This is a genomic window from Peribacillus sp. FSL P2-0133 (assembly GCF_037975445.1).
Classification (GTDB): Bacteria; Bacillota; Bacilli; order Bacillales; family DSM-1321; genus Peribacillus; species Peribacillus simplex_E.
The window spans coordinates 2,285,400-2,306,968 of record NZ_CP150254.1 but is presented as its reverse complement, the minus strand read 5'-3'; the positions used below and the strand labels follow the sequence as shown (position 1 = coordinate 2,306,968).

Sequence of the window (21,569 nt, the reverse complement as noted above, 5' to 3'; positions counted from 1 at the left end):
TTCTTGGATTTTATTTTTACCAGTATTAGCGAACCGCACAACGATTGGGTCCGATTTCCATTTCGCGCTGTTTTTCATCATCAGGCTCGATTTTCCCCATATTGGTTTCGCGAATTTCTTGATATGCGTTTGGTTGAGGCGGTAAATTACCTGTTACCAGCTCTCTGAATTCCGTTTCATCTGCAATGTTCAATCCATGATTGTCAGCAAACAGCGCACCCAACTTTTTAGCGACACTTCCGTCTTCATTCAATTCATCGATGATCATGAAATGTGATGGCAATACTATTAACTCGTCTGATAATTCTCTATAACGTGTATAAAGTGTTTCTCTTAAGTCCCCTACCCAATCCTCAGCTAATCCAGCTAGGTCCGGTCTGCCAATGGAATCAATGAATAGTATATCCCCGGAAAGCAAGTATTTTTGATCGACCACAAATGAAGTGGATCCAATGGTATGGCCCGGGGAGTATAATGCTTGGATATCAATCGCTATATGACCGATCGTTATCACTTTACCACTTTCTAATGGCTGATATTCAAAAGTTACTTCAGCCGCATCTTTTGGCGGCAGCCAGTAGGCTGCATTTGTTACTTCCGCTATTCGTCTTCCACCTGAAATATGATCGGCATGTAAGTGCGTATCCAGAACATGTGTAATTTTCACTCCGATACCATCGGCGAAATCAAGATAGGCATCTATCATTCTTGTAGAATCAATTACGGCTGCTTCACCATTGGAGATGACCATGTAAGATAGACAGCCTTTACCAAGTCGAACAAATTGGTAAATTTCAGCGCCATTGGTCAATTCGCCGACCCTCACTGGTTCCAAGTGTTCACTCCATGCTTTCATGCCGCCCTTTAAATAAGAAACATCCAATCCAGCTTCAGATAGCATTTCAGCTACCATAACAGATGAGCCTTCCTTTGCACATACTACCAGGATTTCTTTATTGGTCGGGATTTGATCGAGGATTTCTTCTACGCCATCCAGTAGATCAAAATAAGGGATATTAAGGAATTCAAAGTTCTGCCCTTCAATTTTCCAATCATTAAAGTCACTTTCATTTCGAACATCCAAAATAAATAAGTCTGTTTTATTGATTACTTTCTTTGAAACCTCAGCTGCTGTCATTTGCTTAAACGCCATCTTATATACCCCCTACAGTATTAAAAATCCCAAAAAATTTTACCTTCATTAAAAGGTTAATGTAACATCAGCATCCTTAGCGAACTCTAAAAATGTGATTGCCCCACCTACTTCGATACCGTCAACTAAAGCTTCTTTTTCCATGCCCAAAACGTCCATGGTCATTTGACAGCCAATAAACTTGACATCCATTTCCTGAGCCATAGTAACTAATTCCGGAATTGAAGGAACATTAGCCTTTTTAAAGCCTTCGGCGAAATGCTCCTTACCTTCAGGCAATGGAAGTTGTCCATTCGCCTCTTTATGAATTAACTTCAAGCCTTCAAAAGTAAAGAAAATGGCCACTTCTTGATCTGTTGCTGCCGCTGCCGTTGCGATATTAAACACTTTATATGCGTCAAATACACCACCATTACTTGCGATTATTGCTACTTTGTTAGTCATGATATATTCCTCCATTTTAGAGTCACCTTTATTTATTAACGGATTTTTGTGAAGGCCCGTTCCATTGGCTCATGCCTGGTACAACATTGAATACTTGTTCAAATCCAGCCGCCGTCAGTTTTTGTGCAGCAAGATCACTTCGGCTGCCAGAACGGCAAATCACGAAAATCTCTGACTCTTTATCAAGTTCACCCATACGTTGTTCCAATTCACCCATTGGAAGGGATTTCGCTGCTGGAATATGATGAAAAGCATACTCTGCGGATTCTCGTACATCCAGAAGGATCATATTTCGATTTTCTTCCATTACTTGAAGAAATTCTTCATTTGAAATGATTTTTTCATGCTTCTTCACTTCTGTTTCTTCTCCGCTTGCTTTCCGAAGATAATGTTTTAGTGTGGTTCCTTCTTCAACTGTACCTAAATATTGATGACCTGTACTTTCCGCCCAGGCTTTCATATCGGCAGTTGACCCTTTATCAGTCGCTTGAACTTCCAGTACTTCCCCTGCTTCCAGACCATTCATGGCTTTTTTCGTTTTTACGATTGGCATGGGACATGCTAAACCTTTAGCATCCAAAACGGAATTTGTTTTAATCATTTTATTTCCTCCTTGTTTTCTAAATAGGGATGGGGGTATATTCGGGTTTGGAATTATGCTGTAGGACCTTCCCAGCGATTCATACCACCCACCATGTTCAACACTTTATATCCATGATCCTCAAGTATCTGTGCGGCCCTTGAACTTCTGCCCCCTGACCGGCAGACCATGATATACTCTTTTGATTTATCCAGATCCTGCATTCTAAATTCCACTAGACCCAACGGGATATTCACAGCATTTGGTATTTTCCCTGCCTTTACTTCCTCCACCTCCCGCACATCAATAATGTGGACTGGCGAGTTTCCCTTCAACAATGTACTCACTTCATTCGGTAAAATTTCATTCATATTTTTAAGATCCTCCTTTTATTCGCGCCAAGAACTCATGCCGCCTTTTACGTTAGTGACTTCTTTAAATCCTAATTTTTTCAATGCTTTACTTGCATTACTGCTCCGCATCCCGCTTTGGCAGATCACTACCACTTCTTTATCTTTTGAAAGTTCTTGTGCCCTTTTACCAAGTTCGCTTAAAGGAATATTTTTAAAGTCCTTAATATGATTGCCCCTATATTCATTAGGAGTACGGACATCAACGAATTGCTTATTTCCTTTGTTACTCAGCTCACCTTTTAACTCTGCCGCATTTATATTTTTTATCCCCTTTGCCGGGACAAATCGCTGATATAAAAACCAAACGATGAAACCTAATATAATGAGATTGAATATAGTTCCCATTTGAACTCATCCCTCCAGTACCCCAAATTATATGAATAAGTTTACATTTCCATCCTCTGCTTCAGCTAAATAAGCCGCAACACCTGCATACTCAATTCCATCCATTAATTCCACTTGCTGCAAGCCCAATAAATCCATTGTCATCGTACAGGCAATTAGTTTGATTTCCTGTTCTTGGGCCAACTCAATTAAATTTGGGAGTGACATGGCGTTATGCTTTTTCATCACATGTTTGATCATTTTAGGACCCATCCCAGCAAAGTTCATATTGGATAGTCCCATTTTATCTGAACCACGCGGCATCATTTTTGCAAACATTTTTTCCAGAAAGCCTTTTTTTAATGAAACCGGCTCATCCTTCCTTAAGGCATTCAATCCCCAGAATGTATGGAAGATGGTCACTTCATGATCGTAAGCCGCCGCCCCATTTGCAATGATATAAGCAGCCATTGCCTTATCATAATCACCACTAAATAAAATGATCGTCGTTCTTTTCTTTTCAGTCATTATGTTTTCCCCCTGATGATATTTCATTTTGTTGTTTTACCATACCCTATGGGGTATATATTATTCTAAAAAATATAGTTCGTCAACCTACTTCACTAAAAAAATGAATGGAATAGGTTTTTCTTTATTTAATTGGTCAATGATTGATTAAAGTCAAAACTTCATTCACTTCGAATATTTTTTCATTAACCTTCACGATACCAAACCCTTTTAACCGAGCTGTGTGCATAGTCATGTACTTACATGCAGATTCCTTCGTTTCAAACAGATAAATGCCACCAGCTTCCTTTGCCTCATTGTCTTCGGTCCAAATCTTCCAGATCAAGCCTTCTTCATCATTAATGCTTTTTGCTAAATCAGTAAATTCTTTTACCATTTCGTTGCCAAATGGTCCCTCCATTTTAAAATCCACTTGAAAAATATAAGACATAATAACACTCCTTTTTCTAAAGGTCAGGTCAAATTTTATTACCTGCTTTTTATCAGTAAATTAACCGCTTCCTTGACTAGATGATCAGTGCCTTCGCCTTTCACAACGTTTTCCCGAACGCATTGCTCAAGATTTTCACTTACGATAACACCCATGGTCCTATCGATGGCATTACGTGCAGCCGACAACTGCGTGACGATTTCTCTGCAATCCTTTCCCTGCTCCATCATTCCAAGTACACCCTTAATTTGTCCTTCAATCCGCTTCAAGCGATTAATGACACTTTTATCATACTCCATACTCTGCCCACCCATCTATTTACAAATGCAATTACTAACCTCAACTGATTACCTTATTTCCTTTTCCGATTATGAAGCGAAGCCCCAAGTTCACTTCCGAATTAACACTTCAAATAGACATAATGAATATGCAAAACCTCTTAATCAACATTCTCACGATAATGATTATAAGCCCTAATAGATGCTTTATTCGTGAGTTTACACATTTTACTCGTGAATTTATGCAATCTTACTTGTGAGTTCATATTATACCTATAGGGGTATATTGTCAAGCCGTTTAATTAAAAAATAAAAGCCACCATATACGGCAGCTTTCATCAAATACTTCAATTATTGAAAGAACCTGAAACAATCTTCCCTTTGTGCATAACCGCAAGGCGCCTTGCACGTCTTGCGACTGCTTCAGCTGAACAACTAGCTTCCACAAAAACAGCATCCGCTTTATCACCAATAGTCGGCCAAACTCGCTCCCCCTCTGAATTAAGAGGTGTTTTCCCGCCAGTAATAAAACCAAGGGCCCGTCCTAGTGACCACTCATCAATCCAAGCGAAACGTTCAGCCATCAGACTAGCTTTGTAAAGCACGTCCCCAGTGCCAAATGGGTCCCAATGATCCGTTATGCTGTCATTTACAAGCGAGACATTTATACCCTTTTCATGAAGCAATGGGATTGGAATTGTGGGAATATCGATAGGTACAGTAGAAGCAATTGAAATACCCGCATGAGCTAAAGTTTCCGCCGCATCGGCTGCCGCTTCAACTGGAACATCCCCGAGTCCAAACGCATGTCCAATTGTAACTCTTCCCTGCCACCCTGCTTCTTCTGTAAGTTTAGCCAATCGTTTCATCGTATAAATTCCCAGGTGACCAGGTTCATGTAAATGCAAATCTATATCTGCATCCGCTTCAACTGCAAGTTCTATGAGTGCATGTAATGAAGCTTCAATATTTTCATCTACTATGGCCGGATCCAATCCCCCTGCAGCAGTTGCTCCCATTCTCAATGCTTCCCTTACAAGTGGAAGAGAATTACTTCGCAAGAGTCCGTGCTGAGGAAAAGCAACTAACTCGTAAGAAATCTGTCCATCGTATGATTGTAATGCCTGTAAAACTGCTTCCATGTTTTTCAACCCAATTATGGGGTCAACATTACACTGAGCCCTTATGTGTGTTACTCCATTCTGTAAAAGCAGCTCCAAAATCTTCTTCGCCCTTTCTTCCGCAACAGGAAGAAGAGACGGAAGCATGTCTTCTTCTTCTTTCATTCGGCCAAATACATCCACAAATGGGGTACATGCTTTCCATTTACCTCCATAGTATGTTTTGTCCAGGTGAATATGCATATCCTGAAAACCAGGTAGCATAAGCAGTCCGCCCGTATCCTGAACTGGCAAATCAACGGGTAAATTCTCATGAGCTGGGATTATTTTAGTGAATTTCCCCTCTTCAACTAGGATATGACAGTGTTCCGTTATTGTTTTTGTAACCATTCCATCCTCACGAAGGAAAGCGCTTTCAAGCAATACATTTGCTAACCAATATGATTGTGTCATTAAAGTATCATCCTTTCATTTCATTCATATTTAATTCCGGTGGAAGTTTTTTGAAGAAATTTGTATTGAGTCCTAGGTAAATAACTCCAACTGTCAACCAAATCAAACCTGCAGTCTTTGCATACATATCCAATTTGTATAAAAAGAATAGCGTGATCATTGCTCCAATAGAAGGGAATAACAAATAGCGTACAATATTTATGCCTTTACGTTTTTTCTGCTTAATAAAATAATAGAATATAACGGATATATTTACGAAGGTACAGCCAAACAGTGCTCCGAAGTTTACTAAAGAAATGACTGTTTTTACATCAAGAAACAAAGCAGTTAAACTAAGAGACCCAATAAATAAAATACTATTTGTTGGAGTAGCTTTTTTAGGGTGAATGTAGCCAAAAAACTTTGGTATAATTCTGTCGCCACCCATTTTGCACAGCATACGGGAACAAGAGGTTTGTGCAGCTAAAGGGCCCGCTATGGCTCCAATTAAGGTGAAGAAAGGGTAGATAACAGCGAGTATACCTAATCCAATTTTTTTAAATAATTCAAGTGCTCCCGTATTTACATCCGTGAATTCACTCCAGCCTGCAGGCCAGGCTAATAGCATTAAGTAAGATACGGTTGTAAATAAAAGCCCTGCACCCGCACAAATTATTAATACCGCTCTTGGAACATTAACTCTCGGATTGATAGCTTCTTCCGCTACCATTGTTACAGCATCAAATCCAAAATATGATAGTACCAGTATAGATGCACCAGTAAAAATGACTCCCCATCCTACTTCTGGTTTAGCAAACTCACTAGAGTTTACAAATACATCCCATGAGAAAAAGGATCCCATTCCTCCTCCTTGGGCAATAAATTTAATTAAAAAAATCGTTACAATAGCTATAATGGAGAGCTGAACCAAAACAATTATATTATTTACTTTGGCGGTAACATTAATGCCAACGTAGCTAATCGTTGTCACAAGGACAGTTAATCCGAGGATCCATATCCAATTAGGTATTTCAGGGAAAATCGCATTCATATAATTAGCAGCAATAACGTAAGACAGCATAGGTACAAGAAGATAATCCATCATAACAGTCCAACCTGTTAAAAAACCAATATATGGATTTATAGCTTGTTGGGCATACGTGTATGCAGAACCTGAAACCGGGAAAGCGGCAACCATGCTTCCATAACTAAATGCTGTGAACAGTATTGCTAATGCTGTTAACGCGTGAGTTAAGGAAAACATTCCGTGAGTTATATTCGATACAATTCCATACATATCAAAAATTGTCGTAGGTATTAAATAAGCAAGGCCGTAAAATACAAGGGAAGGGAGGGTTAGAACTCTCTTAAAATTTGGCTCTTCTTGAATTAAACCTGAATGAACGATGGTTTTAGCTCTCAATTTATTTCCCCCTATTATTGGTATCAGGTGTGAGTGTTTTGGACGCTCTTATACTCCTCTACCATTTTGATATAATGGCTTTTCACATCTTCAATATGTTCTTTCATTAATTTAGAACTTCTATCTGAATCTCCTTTTTTCACCGCCTTCAAGATCTGTTGATGGTAATAAAGTGCATTTTTTGTATCATCATAAATTGCCATTTCAATCCTTACTTTTTTGAAAAATTCCGAAATATTATTGTACATATCAATAATCACTTGGTTGTTTGTCGATCGTGCAAGCGTTCTATGAAATACAAGATCGGGAACGATAATAGAAGTTTCCATTTTTATACACACTTCTAAGTCGACCAGCGATTGTTCAAGAATATGGATTTCACTCGGTTTTATCCTTTTTGCAGCCAAATAAGCGATTTCAGCTTCAATTACTTTGCGAAGTTCTAATAAGTCTAGAGAATTATCGATATTGACAGATATTTCGAACGTGCTTGAAAATGCCTTGTCATTGAGATGTAAACTTTTCTTTACATACACCCCCTTTCCTATTTTTTTTTCAATAATTTCTTTTTCAGAAAGTGATTGCAATGCCTCTCTTACAGAAGATCTGCTTACTTCTAATAGTTTTGCCAATTCTCTTTCAGACGGAAGCTGGTCACCACTCATAAGATTATTCTTAAGAATAAAATCACATAAAAACTTTTGAACAGTTTCACTTACAATTGTCATCTTTAAGTTCAACTCCATTGCTTTAGATATCAGACCGGTCAGACCAGTTTATACAAAAAATAACCTCGTTATTTGGAAATATACATTTCTCTTGTCCTCCTTCTATTTTTTGAATTTTCTATTTATTCAATATGCAATTCTTATTCCAAATTAACAAAATACTATTATAACGGCCAATCATTAGTAAAGTTGGCAATATCATCATGCGTATCAGAATAAAAAATTCAATATTGCATAATTTATATTTGGTTTTTAAAATTTCGAGATGTAAAAAAGCGTCGATGTATCGGATGGCTAATATTGAATATGCGGGGATCACAATCCGCAAAACTTGCGCCAAAACCAGATATCACCTCGCCTCTTAGAACTAGAGCTGAGGTGATATGAATTCAATCAAACTTTACATAATCTCCTTCTTTGATTTGATTCTTTTCAAACCATCCAAGATTCACTTCAATTACTTTATGATAAGAAAGTTATGGATCATAGGTAGAACATAAAAATCAAGTCGTGAAGGCCAAAAATAAAAACGTGCCCATTTATAGGCACGTTTTTCATATGAAGGGGAAATTCATTGGTCCTTCCTGTATCTTAATTCGCATACAAGCGATATTGGTCGCTTAATGTATCCCCATTACCGTAAATATAGGCTTTAGAGCCGGATGTATAGGAAGAATTGTCGTACTTCCATTTAATTCTTAGTCCCATGTTTCCGCCTGCTCCATATGTTTCATTACCATACTTCTTAATATATTGCGAGAAGCTATCCCACGTCCGTGGGCCAACCACACCATCCACTTTCAAGTTGTTTTCTTTTTGATATTTCTTTACACCCGCTTCGGTTTTTGGTCCAAAAATTCCATCAACGTCAACCACTGCTGAATCCGTATAAAAACCCATGACATTCAGGATATACTGCATATTTCTGATTTCCACCCCATGAGAGTCCTTCCGCAAAATAGAGTTTTTATCCCAGCTTTCGGGATGGTGAAACCCTCCAGCTGATGCTGAAGCAGTGGAAAAAGATATCCCAAGGGCCATTGCTAATACTACCAAACTAGTAAGTAATTTCTTCATAGCTCCATCTCCCTCTTTTTTTGTACATCCGAACTACCTTACCTTTTCCCCTCAGATTTTATATTTCCCTTCCGACCAATGTCCTGTTTTGAACTTGCTAAACAAACAGTGTGATGAACCATAGCTAATCACCGGCATCCCGATCAAACCTTTAATTTGGGCCAATGATTACGGCATCATGGTTATGCAAGAGGGAGCATATTTTTAAATTAACCTAATCCTAAATTAGATGATGAAGTGGCTGATATTTTCCACTACGCCCTTAAGAAGTCCCGTTAGCAAAATGTGAGCAAATCACTATAGTTGATCTAAACGCATCCAGTAAGACAAAATAAAAAAGGCCCAAACCCCTGTTATATCAAGGATTTGAGCCTTTGGCAGTTGATGACCTGTGAGGAATTTGAACCCACAACCCCTTCCCTGTCAATTTTTTAAACTATCATTTATACAGTACTTTTTCAAAAATAGATTCCATTAAGTCCAATAATTCAACCACAATGTTTATTTATATTAATTGAGATGAAAGGTAGGGTTTTTTATTTTCACTACACCTCCACGTACGTGGCCTGTAATTGAGAACACAAGTGGTGTTGGTGATTTTACAAAAAAACTAACGGAACCAGTATCACCTGATTCCGTTAGCAATATTTCATTTAAGACGCCATTTATCTGTGTTTTTTACTTGTAGGCTGATAACTCATCTAAAATATTGAAGAAAATAATCGTCTTCCCCATTTGCGTATTTGCAAATTCATAACCTAACATAGATTACTATAATAACAAACAAATAAAACAAAAATTGGCGGGAATGAGTCCTGTTCAATACCGCCTTCACATTAGCCAATTAACTGCTTAGTATAAACTCTAACTTTTTGGGGCACACCAGTTTAACATCCTACTTCGCTTTTACCTTGAATGGGGACACTTCTACTGTTCCCCCATTCCATCAAGATTCTTTGACCCAAAGTTATCGAGCAATGCACGCACTTCATCTGTTGACTCTGTGCTCATTAATTGATTTCTTAATTCACTTGCCCCTCGAAACCCTCGGACATATATCTTAAAAAAGCGATGAAGAGCCTTGAACGGTCGTAGCTCTAATTTTGAATATTTATCATGGAGATCCAGATGCAACCTTAAGAGATCAAGCAATTCATTACTACTATGATCTTTCGGCTGCTTTTCAAAGGCAAATGGATTATTGAAGATACCACGCCCAATCATAATCCCATCAATACCGTATTGATGAGCGAGCTTTAAGCCAGTTTGACGGTCAGGGATATCCCCATTGATCGTCAAGAGTGTATCTGGTGCAACCTGGTCACGAAGTTTCTTAATCTCCGGGATTAGTTCCCAATGAGCATCTACTTTGCTCATTTCCTTTTTTGTACGCAGATGAATGGAAAGATTAACAATGTCTTGTTTCAATATGTGTGTTAGCCAGTCGTGCCATTCGTCTACATCCGTGAAACCAAGCCTTGTCTTTACACTTACCGGCAATCCTCCTGCTTTTGCTGCTTGTATTAAATCTGCTGCAACTTCTGGACGACGAATAAGGCCACTTCCCTTCCCATTCTGTGTCACATTAGGTACAGGACAGCCCATATTGATATCCACACCCCGATAGCCTAGTTTCGCCATACCAATACTCATTTGTCGAAAGTATTCAGGCTTATCCCCCCATATATGGGCTACCATCGGTTGTTCATCCTCTGTAAAAGTCAAACGCCCACGCACACTATGGATGCCCTCTGGGTGACAATAACTCTCCGTGTTTGTAAACTCTGTAAAAAACACATCCGGTCTGCCTGCTTCACTCACTACATGGCGAAAAACTACATCCGTCACATCTTCCATTGGTGCCAGTATAAAAAAAGGTCGTGGTAAATCACGCCAAAAATTATCTTTCATATTCAAATTCCAATCCTTTCATTATGGGAACCAGGCCAACCCCTTATCCCAAAAGTAAAAAGCAGAATGTCCCTGCTTCCTTTACACTTATACCATGCTTAAGCACTTTTTATCAAACTGCGGAAATGTTTTTTTCACGAAATCGGGGTTTGTATCGGAAATGTTTATTTTAACTTCACATTCTCTGTACAACCAAAATATCTTCTGCCGAAGTCCACACCATCAACCAGCATACCACTGTTCGAGTTAAAATAAAGTTTTGTTAAAAAAGACTGAAAAGAAAATTGGAAGAACACTGGATTGACAAGGGGTTAACAGAAAAAGCCCCCGAAATCGTAAAAGTATTTTTTGAAAAGGATAAGTGCCATTACAACAAGTGCAACAGTAATAAATGAGATGATTAATAAACGACTTGCGATTTCCATTTTACTTCTCCAAGTTATAACTATTGAGGTTAATTTACTAAAACCTGAATTTCTTTATATAGAGTTGCAAATGTTCGAAATGGTTTTAACAATACGTAAGTACATAATTTCTAATAGGCAAAGCCAACATATAGGGAAAGAAATTGAAATGGTTGAGGAGGGAATAATTTGAAGGCATCTGATTTGTTCGTAAGATGTTTAGAGAATGAAGGGGTTCAGTATATTTTTGGGATCCCTGGTGAGGAAAATACGGATCTTATTGATTCTCTAATAAGTTCTGATATTAAATTTATCTTGGTTCATCATGAACAGGCTGCAGCTTTTATGGCAGACATTTATGGCCGGCTGACTGGAAAGCCTGGCGTCTGCTTGGGTACATTGGGACCGGGTGCAACAAATTTATTGACAGGGATAGGAAGTGCTTATCTGGATTATTCCCCTGTTGTCGCGATTACAGGTCAGGCGGGCCTTGATCGAATTCATAAGGAGTCGCATCAATATGTGGACATTATTGGGGTTTTTAATGAAGTAACGAAATGGAATCAACAAATTAAGGTGCCGCATACGATTCCTGAAATTATCCGTAAAGCATTTAAAACTGCAGTCATAGAAAAGCCGGGAGCTGTTCATATCGAACTCCCCGAAGATGTGGCGATGATGGATACAGAAGGTGAACCTCTTCCGGTTACACCAATGCCTAGATCCCGCCCTGCAGAGGAAGAAATCAAAAAAGCCGTCGAATTAATAAATCGCGCAAAAAAGCCTATAATTCTAGCTGGTAATGGCGTAGTCCGCGATGGAGCTGCTGAGTTCTTACGGAAATTTGCAGAAGAGAAGCAAATTCCCGTTGTGAATTCGTTCATGGCCAAAGGAGTTTTACCTTCCAACCATCCATTGACCCTTTTTACAGTAGGGATGCAAGCAAGGGATTATGTTCTATGCGGGTTTGATTTGGCCGATCTTATTATCACCGTCGGTTATGATTTCGTCGAGTATTTGCCAAAGTATTGGAACGATGAGGCAATGAATCCGATTATTCATATTGATGCTCGACCGGCTGAGATTGATGCTTATTACCCAGTTCAAGCTGAATTGGTCGGGAACGTTTCGGAGGGACTTGAAGCCTTGTCCACTGGTGTAGTAGAAAAGGAGCTTTGGCCTGAAGTGAAAAGGTTAAGGTCTCAAATCATAGAAAAATTTCATTCTTCGGATGATGTATCAGGAAGTCCTATCATCCCTCAGCGAATTATCGCCGATTTGAAAAGGGCGGACAAGGGCAATGCCATTGTCATTTCGGATGTGGGAGCCCATAAATTATGGATGGCTCGGTTGTATCAGCCGGAAATGCCTAATCACACTATCATTTCTAATGGCTTTGCATCGATGGGAATTGCCATTCCTGGCGCAATTGCAGCCAAACTGGCAAAACCTGATAAACCTGTCATAGCGGTTACAGGGGATGGCGGATTTCTGATGAATGGGGTTGAATTGGCAACTGCAAAACGTCTAGGTCTTGCCTTCGTGATAGTCATTTTCCATGATTCAAAATACGGCTTAATTGAGTGGAAGCAATTGAATAAATTTGATCGTACGAATGCGATTGAGTTTACAGACCCAGACTTTTTAAGCTTCGCTAAAAGTTTTGGTGTTAAAGGAGTGAAAGTAACCCACTCCGATGAATTGCTTCATGCATTAGAAGAAGCAATTTCGAGTCAGGAAATTGTCTTGATTGATGTGGATGTCGATTATTCGGAAAATGTAAAGCTCTCGAAAACACTAGGTGATTATATTTGTAAACTATAAAGGCAGATATTATTGGAGGGATTTCAGATGAAGAAAAAGTGGCAATTGTGGATTGGTGGTAAATGGCGGGAGGCAAAATCATATGAGCCATTATATAATCCCCATTCAAACGAAGAAATTGCACAAATCGGACAGGCTGAACCAGCGGATGCCATTGAAGCAATTGTTGAGGCAAATTCCGCTTTTCAGAAATACCGATCCTACCCGGCACATGCACGAGCCGAAATTTTAGTAAAAGCTGCAGCGATCATGGAAGAACGTAGTGAAGAACTTGCGAAAATCGTTTCTCTAGAGGCCGCGAAAACGATTCGAAATGCTCGTGAGGAAATCAATCGTACAGTTCAGACCTACCGTTTTTCTGCAGAAGCGGCAAAGAACAACTATGGAGAACAAATTCCGATGGATGCAGCACAGGGTGGAGTAAACCGTTTTGGTTTCACGATTCGTACCCCGATTGGCGTCGTAACGGCAATTACCCCATTTAACTTTCCATTTAATCTTGTTGCCCATAAAGTTGGTCCAGCTATTGCGGCTGGAAATTCTATTGTATTAAAACCTGCCGAACAAACGCCTCTTAGTTCGCTCGTGCTTGCAGAAATTTTTAAAGAAGCAGGCCTTCCAGAAGGAGTATTGAACATCATTCCGGGCAAAGGGGATGTCTTAAGTGAAGCTTTGACAACCCACCCACATGTAAAAAAAGTGACTTTTACTGGCAGTGTGGAAGTCGGACACCTTATCCAGCAGCAAGCAGGCTTTCGTAAGCTTACCCTTGAACTCGGATCCAATTCGCCGTTCATTATTGATGAAGGAGTCGACGTAGATAAAGTCATAGAACGAAGTGTGATGGGCTCTTTTACAAATAATGGGCAGGTGTGTATATCGATTCAAAGAATTTATGTCCACAATTCACTGTATCAACAATTCTTGGAGCGATTCGTCAGTAGGACAAAACGACTTGTCATCGGATCCCCTCTCGAGGAAAGCACTAATATTACTGCGGTCATTTCGAAAAAATCGTTGGAGCGGTTACAAAGTTGGATCGACGAGGCAGTACAGGAAGGAGCAAAAATTGAGTGTGGCGGTACAGTGGAAGGCAATGTTCTCTTACCTACCGTCTTAACAGATGTAAATCGTGACTCAAAGGTATTTCGTTTCGAAGTATTCGGTCCGATTGTCTGTATTTTTCCATTCGATACGCTGGATGATGCCATCAAGGATGCAAATGATTCGCGTTACGGATTGAATTCAGGAGTGATGACACCGAGTATAGAACGAGCTTTTTATGCGGCAGAACGCTTGGAAACAGGTGGGGTCGTCATCAATGATATCCCAACTTACCGAATTGATAATATGCCTTATGGTGGTTGGAAGGACAGCGGCGTTGGCCGGGAAGGCGTCAAATATGCGATGCATGAAATGATGGAGCAGAAGTTTATCAGCTTTAAAATAAGCGACGAATGAACATAGTGAAAATTATAACCCTAGTATATGAGACGACGATATCTTAAAGATTTCGTCGTCTTGTTTTGTCGTAAATTAATGTTTTTGTTGTAGCCAGCTGAGTCTTGAAAAAATAAAAAGCCACCATATAAGGCAGCTTTCACCAATTACTTCAATTCTTCAATTATTTCAGCACCATAAGAGTTGTCGATTATGCAGCGCCAGGTACCCGTGGAATCCTTTTTAAATACATATGTTGCGGTTCTTTCCATAGAGAATTCGGAATCGTCCTTTTGATTGGCACTTAGCTGGGCTTTTGCGACAACCAATGCCGTATCACCCGTTTCGATTATTGCCATCTTTTCTTGATTGACGATTAAACTATGATTAAAGTATTCAGCGATAGCAATGAATGCCCGACGAATTTCCTCTTTCCCCTTTGCGAATGTTCCAGGTTTGACAACTAAAATCGCATCTTCTGAATAGAACTCCATTAAATGATCGAAATCCTCATTATTTATTGCCCTGTCCGCATTTTTTATGACTTGTTCCAGTTCATGATTCTGCATATTCACCCTCCTTTTCACCTTCTCTTAATTAGACCGCTCTTTTACTAATTGATGTTCGACTGCCATGATGGGGTTTCCTGCTAATTAAGAGAAAAGAGTATGCTAAAATCATTTAAATCAAAGTTGAATATCCACCATTGATCTACATCTAAAATACCCAAAAGAATTAATATGTCAGTTGTTGTTTCCATTGCTCTAATGAGGCAAGCAAGTTAGGCATTCCTTCCTGACCGAAATATTCCAGAGAAACAAAGCCTGTATAATTTCGCTTTCTCAATTCTTCGAGTAAGCGAATATTGTCAACATCCCCACTAAAAATGGGTGCTGGTTTGTTTTTATAACGCTCTTTATGATTGTAGTGATAATTTTTTAAATGTACATGGCTGACATGGGGGAAAATGGATTCCAATACCTCTTTCGGATTCAATTGATCAACGTATAAGTTAGCACCATCGAAAATCAGTTTTATCCGTGGATGGTCGATATCTTCTAAAAGCTTATGAATGGCTTCGAGGTTATCTGCAAAGGAGTCATAGTGAATTTCTATTGCTACATCCACTCCATAGAGATCTGCCATTTGCCCTAATTTATTTAATTCGGTTGCCGTTTCCGACCATTGCTCTGGTGAGGCATTCCTTGATGCTATATGTCCTGCGAACGTCCGTATTAAAGGGCAGTTTAATTGATGAGCCATATCTAACAATTTTCTTGCTTGATTGATTTCGTTTTGATGTTCTTTTTGGTTCCAAAGTTTCGAAAAAGTCGTATATCCACTAATGGAAGGTATTTGTAAATCATTGGTTTCAAGTAATTTGGCTAATTTGTCCAGTGGTCCATGCTTCTTCTGAAATCGTTCTATATGTTTATTCCATAATTCAAGTCCTTTAACATCCGCTTGCAACGGAAGCAGCCAATTTATTATTTCCTCTATGTCCCATTCTTTAAATCCTGTTGTGCATAAACTCAATTTCAATGTAATTCCGCCTTTCTCCTTTTTATTTTTATCATTCAGTGATTTCAATACGCTGGACTTTTCCGAGAAGAAAGATATAAGCAAAAGCGCCAATTAGGGCCACTATGGATATGAAGGTTAGCGCTGCTGCATATGAATGTGTCGCACTAATGATTATACCGACGATTAATGGAGATAATGCCCCGCCTATGTTAGCTACAAAATATAGTGAAGAACCCGTTAGGCCTACCATTCCTTTCGGAGCAATATCAGCTAAAAGGGCACCGGTAACCGTTGATGCCATCCCCTGTCCGAAGAAGGCTATTGCCATAAAGGTGATGACTATGTTTGGTGAATCCGTATAATTTCCCCCGAGAATCAAACAAGAAAGTAACAATCCGACAATAATGGGCAGTTTCCGTGCCATTCCGGTTGATAACCCGCGTATTATCATCCAATCGGAACATCGGCCGCCAATCAGAGTTCCTAATATCGCTACTATGTATGGGATACTTGCATAAATTCCGGTTTTTAACATCGTCATTCCCTTTTCATCAATCAAATAGGATGGAAACCAAGTCATAAAGAAAAACAAAGTAGTTTGAATGGAAAATTGCCCGATGAACATTCCCCAAATTTGACGGTGTTTAAGCAGTTGGCCAATCCGTTTCCAGGAAAAAGGATGCTTCTCTTCGGTACCGATCATCCCTCCGCCTTCTTTGATATAGTTTAGCTCCTGCTGAGAAATACGCTTATGTTCCCTTGGGTTCCGATAGAATCCATACCAAACCAATCCAATAAGAATCCCTATAATTCCGGCTATATAAAACAGGTAATTCCAGCCAAAGGTAATGATGATCCAAGTAAAAACTGGAGTCAGGAAGGCTAATCCAATATATTGAGTACCCGTATAAATCCCTACCGCAGTAGCACGTTCTTTTTTAGGAAACCACTCGGATACACACCAGGCATTAGTAGGTATGGAGGGAGATTCAAAGGCACCCAGTCCTATGCGATATGTAATCAGGGACGATATACTTTTCGCGGTTCCTACCATGAATGTAAATACAGACCAAAAAATGAGGGAAACCGTGTATACCTTTCTAGGACCAAATCTATCAAGAAAGTAGCCGCTAAAAAGCATGGAGAACGTATAACTCCAGCCAAATACAGAAAATATGATTCCCATTAAAGCCGGATCTATTTGTAAATCGGCTTGAATATTCGGAGCAGCAAGCGATATGATGGCACGGTCGATGTAATTTATACAGGTGACTAAAGCAATTAGAAATAGGATAAACCATCGAACAGTTTTCTGTTTTGCTTTTTTTGATCTGTCCGTTAACAGTTCCGGTGTGCGATCTTCTATTATTGCCTTTAATTCTGAACTCAATATTTTTCCCCCTAACCTAATGCCCAACATTAGTACATCGTTCTACTAACTTTATTGAAATTTCATAAATGCTTGTATGTTTCCTGCAATTACTTATCAATCCGAGTTTAATATTTTCAAGAGCAGCCATAGGAACATTGATAGCAGATCCCCTTGTTGCAAAGTTAAGCAACTTAGGGGATCGTTTTTTGAATTGTGAATCATTTCTTTAGATAGTTACAGTCTTCTCTGATTCTACCTCTTCATTATCCTCCTTGACTACCCTGTCAAAAGATCCATGTTTTTCTTGGACAAGAATATAACCGATGGCAGCGATGATACTTGGCAGGGCAAATGTAGCAAAAGCAACCTTTGGATTCATGCCTGTTGACAGAAGAAAGGCAATTAAAGTAGGAGCGATAATTGAGCCAATCCTGCCTATTGCTTGTGAATAGCCCATACCCGTCGTACGGATTTCACGGGGGTAATATTCCGTGATGTACGGATTGGCTAAGTTCATGGCACCCACAGTACAGGCACCCCCCATAAAAATCAGTAAATATACTCCGAAGGTATTAGTCGTAGCGCTCAATGCGACAAAGGTAACGGCCCCTAATAAGAATAGTGTAACAAGAACTTTACGATGGCCCATTTTTCCAGCATAATAACCGCCTACTAAGGAACCTCCAATTTGACCAAGGCATAAAACTAGGTTAAATGAAAGGCTTGAGGTGATACTGAATCCGGAATCCTGCATCATTTTTGGAAGCCATGTATTTAATCCGTAAGCCATCATCAATGTACAGAACACAGCCATCCATATGGAAACCGTACTGAATGCCCGTTTGTTCGTGAATAGTTTTTTTACTGGTGATCCTTTCCCCCTCTGTTCAGCTTCACTAAGCCTGAAATCGTCTGTTTCTTTAAAATCCCCTTCTGGTTTGACTTTATTGAGGATTTCAACAACCTTACCAATTTCCTTCTTTGCTAGATAGTAGGAAAGGGATTCAGGAAACTGCTTCATGAATATTGGAAGTGTAAGTAATGGCAAAATTCCAATAAAGTATAAAACACGCCAATCCGTATAAGGAATGATATACATTCCCACTAATGATGCCATGATTCCACCGATTGAATAGCCACAATACATCGCAGCTACAATGATGGCCCGATTTTGTTTTGGGGAATATTCAGTCATTAGCGATATAACATTCGGCATCAAGGCTCCCATGCCAATTGCCGCAATGAAACGCATGACTGTAAACCATGTGAGGTTAGGTGCTATCCCTGCCCCCAAGGTAAATACGCTGAACAAAATCATACAAATGACGAGAACATTCTTCCGGCCATATTTATCTGCAATCGGTGCTAAAATCAGGGCGCCAATCATCATGCCGAATAAGGAATAACTGCCGACTGCCCCTGCCTGTATGGAAGTTAACCCCCACTCTTCCATCATCCAAGGCAAACCCACACCATACATCGCTATTTCATACCCGTCGAATGCGATGGCATAAAAACACCAAAGAAAAACAAGTAAATGAAAGCGGTTAAATTTACTGACAGCAATGATATCCGAAGCAACTACACTACGCATTTTCCGCCTCCCATCATTTATAAAAATATCCTTCGAATGTATTTTCCGAGTTCCAAAATAGAACTCGGAAAATACTCGGAAAAATCAGATAATAACTTTTGGAATTGCCTATTAACAAACAATGCATATTCCTATCGATGTTTAGTTTTTCACGACAGCTTTATTGAAAACTGGTTTATCTTGTAATCTAAGTTCAAAATCTAAATGAGCCGTATAATAATCATTTTTCAAACCTTTTTCTGCACCGGAATGTTTATCTAACTTCGTAATTAAGCTTCCACGAACACCTTGTGCAACATCATTTTCTAAATATTTATCGCCTTCAAAATATATTTGTGTTACTAATCTATCGCCATTTTCCGGTTGGAACAATAGATGCAAATGTGCTGGACGAAATGCATGATGATCAATCCACTTTAAGAACTGACCAGAAGGCCCATCTGTTGGAATTGAATAATTACCCGGTACAACTGTTTTAATTTCAAAATTACCATTCGCATCCGTATAAAAAACACCACGTAAATTATCATCTGGGATCCCGTCAGCGAAATATGAATATTCACCATTTGTATCAGCCTGCCACATATCGATTTTAGTATTTGCCAACGGATTTCCATTAACATCTTTCACTGATCCTGAAAAGAATAGGGCGTCACCTGGTTCATTTTCACGGTGTGGCAGCACACCAGGATTTTGAACGACTGGCGTATTTTCAATGTAATAAGGTCCTAGAATAGTAGGTTCAGTTCCTTTTACACTTTTATACATTTCTTGAAGAGCATGAGTTTCAAAGAATACATCCATAAATAACGGAATTTCCCCTGCCCTGCCTAATTGATCCATCCAATCCACAAGAGCTTGATAGTCATTATGATCAATTTCGTATTCACTAACTAATTCCTTGAATTTAACTACCAATCCATTATAAACGTCGATTACTTTTTGATTCTTCATTATATTTCCTCCAATTTTTTTAAGTTTTTATATTTGTTGATTTTCAATGATGGTACTGATTCCTAATCCACCTGCTATACATAGTGTGATTAGCCCATATCTTTTTCCGGTTCTTTCTAACTCATGCATCAATTTGGTTGCTAAAATTGCACCAGTGGCACCAATTGGATGTCCCATGGCAATGGCACCGCCATTAGGATTCACCTTATTCATATCAAGCTTCAATTCTTTGATTACTGCCAAAGCTTGTGCAGAAAAGGCTTCGTTCAGCTCTATTAAATCAATATCATTCAGTTTCAGCCCTGACATTTGAAGCGCTTTCAAGGTAGAGTTGACAGGTCCCAGCCCCATGTAATTCGGAGATACGCCTGCTGCAGCTTGAGCGATCATTCTTGCCTTCGGCTTTTTACCACTACTTTTTGCTGCTTCTTCCGACATTAGTATCAGAGCGGATGCACCATCATTTCTTCCACTACTATTTCCAGCGGTTACCGTTCCATTTTTCTTGAAAACCGGTTTTAAATTAGCCAACTTTTCCAGACTGGTTTCTCTTGGGTGCTCATCCACATTAAATTCCATTAACCCTTTTTTCGTTTTAACTTGATAGGGAACGATCTCTTTCGAAAATAGTTCAGTAGAAATTGCCCGTTTTGCATTTTCTTGGCTCCTTAAAGCAAATTCATCTTGTTCAGTCCTTGAAATGGAATATTTTTCAGCCAGATTTTCTGCTGTCATTCCCATCGTTAACATCCCGTAATCTTCAACGGGCTGTGAACCTGGCTGGCTTTCCGTATTCGGGTCCAATAACTGTCCATTCCCTGATTTCAATCCAAAACGGATATTTCTCATATAGTATGGGGCCGTGCTCATTGATTCCGCTCCGCCTGCAATGATTACATCCCCAAATCCGCATTGTATTTGTTGACTGGCAGAATTGATTGCCTGGATGCCGGATCCGCATTGTCTGTGTACGGTATAACCTGGTACTTCCACAGGAAATCCTGCCCGGAGCGATGCAACTCTTGCCAAATTTGACGCATCTGAACTTTGTTTGGCTTGTCCCATTATCACTTCATCAATACTCTCTTTAGGAATATCCGCTCTCTTGATCACTTCATCAAGGACAGCAGCTGCCAGGAAATCGGCAGGAACATTTTCCAATGCTCCCCCTAATTTCCCTATAGCGGTGCGAACCGAGTCTATAATAACTACATTGCTCAATTTTCTACCTCCTGCTATTTTTATTTCTTTCTTCTAAACTATCCTTATATCTTTGGTGAGCTATTTTCAGGGCAACAATCACCGACTGCTGCGATGGAGCTAAAAAGTCCGTTTTAATATTCTCTATTAAGGAATCGATATCTTTACTAAAATCAAAACCTACTATCATTCGCTTAAAAAAATCCTGGGCCAAAGTTGTTAAAAACGTAAATTCTGCATTAATGATTATGTGACTTTCCTTGTGAATTTCCAGTACCATCCCAGCGTATTTATAATTTTCATACATGCTCGTATTTTGCGGTGCCTTCGCATAGGCCGTGATTAATAATGTTGGCTGTCCCATATAAAACTACATCCTCTCAAGATTACTTGCATAAACCAGTGGGTGTTTCTT

Annotated in this window: 22 protein-coding genes; 2 read left to right on the top strand and 20 right to left on the bottom strand. The window is 39.4% G+C overall.

Annotated features, from left to right (window positions below):
- Nucleotides 1–25 precede the first annotated feature (25 nt).
- The 13 genes from MKY17_RS11070 to MKY17_RS11010 form a co-directional block, all read right to left on the bottom strand.
- Nucleotides 26–1,153, bottom strand: a complete 1,128-nt coding sequence (locus MKY17_RS11070) for an MBL fold metallo-hydrolase (RefSeq protein ID WP_098373105.1) — start codon at nt 1,151–1,153, stop codon at nt 26–28.
- 48 nt (nt 1,154–1,201) lie between these two features.
- A complete protein-coding gene (locus tag MKY17_RS11065; protein WP_339201893.1) occupies nt 1,202–1,597 on the bottom strand; it encodes a DsrE/DsrF/DrsH-like family protein in 396 nt (131 codons plus the stop codon).
- 28 nt (nt 1,598–1,625) lie between these two features.
- A complete protein-coding gene (locus MKY17_RS11060; protein ID WP_098373106.1) occupies nt 1,626–2,198 on the bottom strand; it encodes a sulfurtransferase TusA family protein in 573 nt (190 codons plus the stop codon).
- 53 nt (nt 2,199–2,251) lie between these two features.
- Nucleotides 2,252–2,548 carry a rhodanese-like domain-containing protein gene (locus MKY17_RS11055; protein ID WP_098373107.1) on the bottom strand — a complete coding sequence of 99 codons (297 nt, stop codon included), beginning with the start codon at nt 2,546–2,548 and terminating at the stop codon, nt 2,252–2,254.
- Nucleotides 2,549–2,566: 18 nt separating this feature from the next.
- Nucleotides 2,567–2,935: a rhodanese-like domain-containing protein gene (locus MKY17_RS11050; RefSeq protein ID WP_098373108.1), complete on the bottom strand. Its 369-nt coding sequence runs from the start codon at nt 2,933–2,935 to the stop codon at nt 2,567–2,569.
- Nucleotides 2,936–2,962: 27 nt separating this feature from the next.
- Nucleotides 2,963–3,442 (bottom strand): DsrE/DsrF/DrsH-like family protein, encoded by a 480-nt coding sequence (locus MKY17_RS11045; RefSeq protein WP_141993328.1) that lies wholly within the window; start codon nt 3,440–3,442, stop codon nt 2,963–2,965.
- 136 nt (nt 3,443–3,578) lie between these two features.
- A complete protein-coding gene (locus MKY17_RS11040; protein ID WP_339201891.1) occupies nt 3,579–3,872 on the bottom strand; it encodes a monooxygenase in 294 nt (97 codons plus the stop codon).
- A gap of 38 nt (nt 3,873–3,910) precedes the next feature.
- Entirely contained in the window at nt 3,911–4,171 is a 261-nt protein-coding gene (locus MKY17_RS11035; RefSeq protein WP_098373111.1) for a metal-sensitive transcriptional regulator, read from the bottom strand.
- Between the two features lie 326 nt (nt 4,172–4,497).
- Nucleotides 4,498–5,724, bottom strand: coding sequence for an amidohydrolase (locus MKY17_RS11030; RefSeq protein ID WP_339201889.1), 1,227 nt, complete (start codon nt 5,722–5,724; stop codon nt 4,498–4,500).
- 7 nt (nt 5,725–5,731) lie between these two features.
- Nucleotides 5,732–7,126, bottom strand: coding sequence for an APC family permease (locus tag MKY17_RS11025; RefSeq protein ID WP_339201887.1), 1,395 nt, complete (start codon nt 7,124–7,126; stop codon nt 5,732–5,734).
- Nucleotides 7,127–7,149: 23 nt separating this feature from the next.
- On the bottom strand, nt 7,150–7,854 hold the full coding sequence (locus MKY17_RS11020; RefSeq protein WP_339201886.1) for a FadR/GntR family transcriptional regulator: 705 nt from the start codon (nt 7,852–7,854) through the stop codon (nt 7,150–7,152).
- A gap of 591 nt (nt 7,855–8,445) precedes the next feature.
- Nucleotides 8,446–8,931 (bottom strand): peptidoglycan-binding domain-containing protein, encoded by a 486-nt coding sequence (locus MKY17_RS11015; RefSeq protein ID WP_141993333.1) that lies wholly within the window; start codon nt 8,929–8,931, stop codon nt 8,446–8,448.
- 927 nt (nt 8,932–9,858) lie between these two features.
- Complete coding sequence (locus MKY17_RS11010; protein WP_098373117.1) at nt 9,859–10,842, bottom strand: tRNA-dihydrouridine synthase; 984 nt, start codon at nt 10,840–10,842, stop codon at nt 9,859–9,861.
- A gap of 593 nt (nt 10,843–11,435) precedes the next feature.
- Between MKY17_RS11010 and MKY17_RS11005 the strand changes: the two genes are divergently transcribed.
- Both MKY17_RS11005 and MKY17_RS11000 read left to right on the top strand, forming a co-directional pair.
- A complete protein-coding gene (locus tag MKY17_RS11005) occupies nt 11,436–13,070 on the top strand; it encodes an acetolactate synthase large subunit (protein WP_339201885.1) in 1,635 nt (544 codons plus the stop codon).
- Nucleotides 13,071–13,097: 27 nt separating this feature from the next.
- Entirely contained in the window at nt 13,098–14,531 is a 1,434-nt protein-coding gene (locus MKY17_RS11000; RefSeq protein ID WP_098373120.1) for an aldehyde dehydrogenase family protein, read from the top strand.
- A gap of 146 nt (nt 14,532–14,677) precedes the next feature.
- Here MKY17_RS11000 and MKY17_RS10995 read toward each other — a convergent pair whose 3' ends face one another.
- The 7 genes from MKY17_RS10995 to MKY17_RS10965 all read right to left on the bottom strand — a co-directional run bounded on the left by MKY17_RS10995 (nt 14,678) and on the right by MKY17_RS10965 (nt 21,518).
- Nucleotides 14,678–15,079, bottom strand: a complete 402-nt coding sequence (locus tag MKY17_RS10995) for an SgcJ/EcaC family oxidoreductase (protein WP_098373121.1) — start codon at nt 15,077–15,079, stop codon at nt 14,678–14,680.
- A 166-nt stretch (nt 15,080–15,245) separates the two neighbouring features.
- Nucleotides 15,246–16,052: a sugar phosphate isomerase/epimerase family protein gene (locus MKY17_RS10990; RefSeq protein WP_179891167.1), complete on the bottom strand. Its 807-nt coding sequence runs from the start codon at nt 16,050–16,052 to the stop codon at nt 15,246–15,248.
- Nucleotides 16,053–16,083: 31 nt separating this feature from the next.
- On the bottom strand, nt 16,084–17,424 hold the full coding sequence (locus tag MKY17_RS10985; protein WP_339201884.1) for an MFS transporter: 1,341 nt from the start codon (nt 17,422–17,424) through the stop codon (nt 16,084–16,086).
- Between the two features lie 208 nt (nt 17,425–17,632).
- A complete protein-coding gene (locus tag MKY17_RS10980; RefSeq protein WP_339201882.1) occupies nt 17,633–19,000 on the bottom strand; it encodes an MFS transporter in 1,368 nt (455 codons plus the stop codon).
- A 141-nt stretch (nt 19,001–19,141) separates the two neighbouring features.
- Nucleotides 19,142–19,954 carry a dioxygenase gene (locus tag MKY17_RS10975; protein ID WP_339201880.1) on the bottom strand — a complete coding sequence of 271 codons (813 nt, stop codon included), beginning with the start codon at nt 19,952–19,954 and terminating at the stop codon, nt 19,142–19,144.
- A 27-nt stretch (nt 19,955–19,981) separates the two neighbouring features.
- Entirely contained in the window at nt 19,982–21,175 is a 1,194-nt protein-coding gene (locus tag MKY17_RS10970; protein ID WP_339201879.1) for a thiolase family protein, read from the bottom strand.
- 4 nt (nt 21,176–21,179) lie between these two features.
- Nucleotides 21,180–21,518 carry a DUF3870 domain-containing protein gene (locus MKY17_RS10965; RefSeq protein WP_048687694.1) on the bottom strand — a complete coding sequence of 113 codons (339 nt, stop codon included), beginning with the start codon at nt 21,516–21,518 and terminating at the stop codon, nt 21,180–21,182.
- Nucleotides 21,519–21,569 lie beyond the last annotated feature (51 nt).

Excerpts from the sequence above, each read along its gene's own strand:
- MKY17_RS11070 (WP_098373105.1), bottom strand. The coding sequence starts at position 1,153 with ATGGCGTTTAAGCAAATGACAGCAGCTGAGGTTTCAAAGAAAGTAATC.
- MKY17_RS11065 (WP_339201893.1), bottom strand. The coding sequence starts at position 1,597 with ATGACTAACAAAGTAGCAATAATCGCAAGTAATGGTGGTGTATTTGAC.
- MKY17_RS11060 (WP_098373106.1), bottom strand. The coding sequence starts at position 2,198 with ATGATTAAAACAAATTCCGTTTTGGATGCTAAAGGTTTAGCATGTCCC.
- MKY17_RS11055 (WP_098373107.1), bottom strand. The coding sequence starts at position 2,548 with ATGAATGAAATTTTACCGAATGAAGTGAGTACATTGTTGAAGGGAAAC.
- MKY17_RS11050 (WP_098373108.1), bottom strand. The coding sequence starts at position 2,935 with ATGGGAACTATATTCAATCTCATTATATTAGGTTTCATCGTTTGGTTT.
- MKY17_RS11045 (WP_141993328.1), bottom strand. The coding sequence starts at position 3,442 with ATGACTGAAAAGAAAAGAACGACGATCATTTTATTTAGTGGTGATTAT.
- MKY17_RS11040 (WP_339201891.1), bottom strand. The coding sequence starts at position 3,872 with ATGTCTTATATTTTTCAAGTGGATTTTAAAATGGAGGGACCATTTGGC.
- MKY17_RS11035 (WP_098373111.1), bottom strand. The coding sequence starts at position 4,171 with ATGGAGTATGATAAAAGTGTCATTAATCGCTTGAAGCGGATTGAAGGA.
- MKY17_RS11030 (WP_339201889.1), bottom strand. The coding sequence starts at position 5,724 with ATGACACAATCATATTGGTTAGCAAATGTATTGCTTGAAAGCGCTTTC.
- MKY17_RS11020 (WP_339201886.1), bottom strand. The coding sequence starts at position 7,854 with ATGACAATTGTAAGTGAAACTGTTCAAAAGTTTTTATGTGATTTTATT.
- MKY17_RS11015 (WP_141993333.1), bottom strand. The coding sequence starts at position 8,931 with ATGAAGAAATTACTTACTAGTTTGGTAGTATTAGCAATGGCCCTTGGG.
- MKY17_RS11010 (WP_098373117.1), bottom strand. The coding sequence starts at position 10,842 with ATGAAAGATAATTTTTGGCGTGATTTACCACGACCTTTTTTTATACTG.
- MKY17_RS11000 (WP_098373120.1), top strand. The coding sequence starts at position 13,098 with ATGAAGAAAAAGTGGCAATTGTGGATTGGTGGTAAATGGCGGGAGGCA.
- MKY17_RS10995 (WP_098373121.1), bottom strand. The coding sequence starts at position 15,079 with ATGCAGAATCATGAACTGGAACAAGTCATAAAAAATGCGGACAGGGCA.
- MKY17_RS10980 (WP_339201882.1), bottom strand. The coding sequence starts at position 19,000 with ATGCGTAGTGTAGTTGCTTCGGATATCATTGCTGTCAGTAAATTTAAC.
- MKY17_RS10975 (WP_339201880.1), bottom strand. The coding sequence starts at position 19,954 with ATGAAGAATCAAAAAGTAATCGACGTTTATAATGGATTGGTAGTTAAA.
- MKY17_RS10965 (WP_048687694.1), bottom strand. The coding sequence starts at position 21,518 with ATGGGACAGCCAACATTATTAATCACGGCCTATGCGAAGGCACCGCAA.